This window comes from Pseudomonas sp. K8 (assembly GCF_014889455.1).
Lineage (GTDB): Bacteria > Pseudomonadota > Gammaproteobacteria > Pseudomonadales > Pseudomonadaceae > Aquipseudomonas > Aquipseudomonas veronii.
Map to the genome: position 1 here is coordinate 1 of NZ_VJWO01000154.1, position 733 is coordinate 733.

General features: G+C 64.4%; 1 protein-coding gene. It reads right to left on the bottom strand.

What is annotated here, in order from left to right; genetic code table 11:
* Positions 1-733, bottom strand: a 733-nt coding sequence (locus INT12_RS30685; RefSeq protein ID WP_193059204.1) for an HAD-IC family P-type ATPase, incomplete at both ends; no start/stop codon positions are given.

Sequence of the window (733 nt, forward strand, 5' to 3'; positions counted from 1 at the left end):
GCGGAACAGGACCCCGACCTGCGCAGCGCGGCCAGTGGCGACCATGATCGACATGGGGGTAGCCAAACCCAAGGCACACGGGCAAGCAATGATCAGAACCGATGCGGCATTGAGGACGGCAAAGGTCCAGGACGGTTCGGGTCCAAACAGACCCCATCCGAAGAACGTGAGCACCGCCGTGGCCAGCACGGCCAGGACAAACCAGTACGCCACCTTGTCCGCCATACGCTGCATCGGCGCGCGGGAGCGCTGGGCTTGGGCTACCAACTGCACAATCTGCGCCAGTACCGTCCCGGATCCGACTTTGTCCGCCCGGATGACTAAGGCGCCCGTCCCGTTGAGCGTGGCGCCTATAACGTGATCACCGACAGCCTTCTCCACCGGAATGGGTTCACCGGTCAGCATCGACTCATCGACACTGGCGCGGCCTTCGCTGACTTCCCCATCGACCGGCACCTTCTCGCCCGGTCGTACGCGAAGCAGATCACCCACGTGCACGTGATCCAGCGCAACGTCCTCTTCGCCCCCATCGGGTTTGACGCGGCGAGCCGTCTTGGGCGCCAATCCCAGCAGGGACTTGATGGCCGCCGAGGTTTTGGAACGCGCCCGCAGTTCCAGCAGCTGTCCGAGCAGGGTGAGCGAGACGATGACCGCTGCCGCCTCGAAGTAGACCCCTACCCGTCCAGGCTCGAGGAAAGAGTCCGGAAACAGGTCCGGTGCAACGGTGGCCACC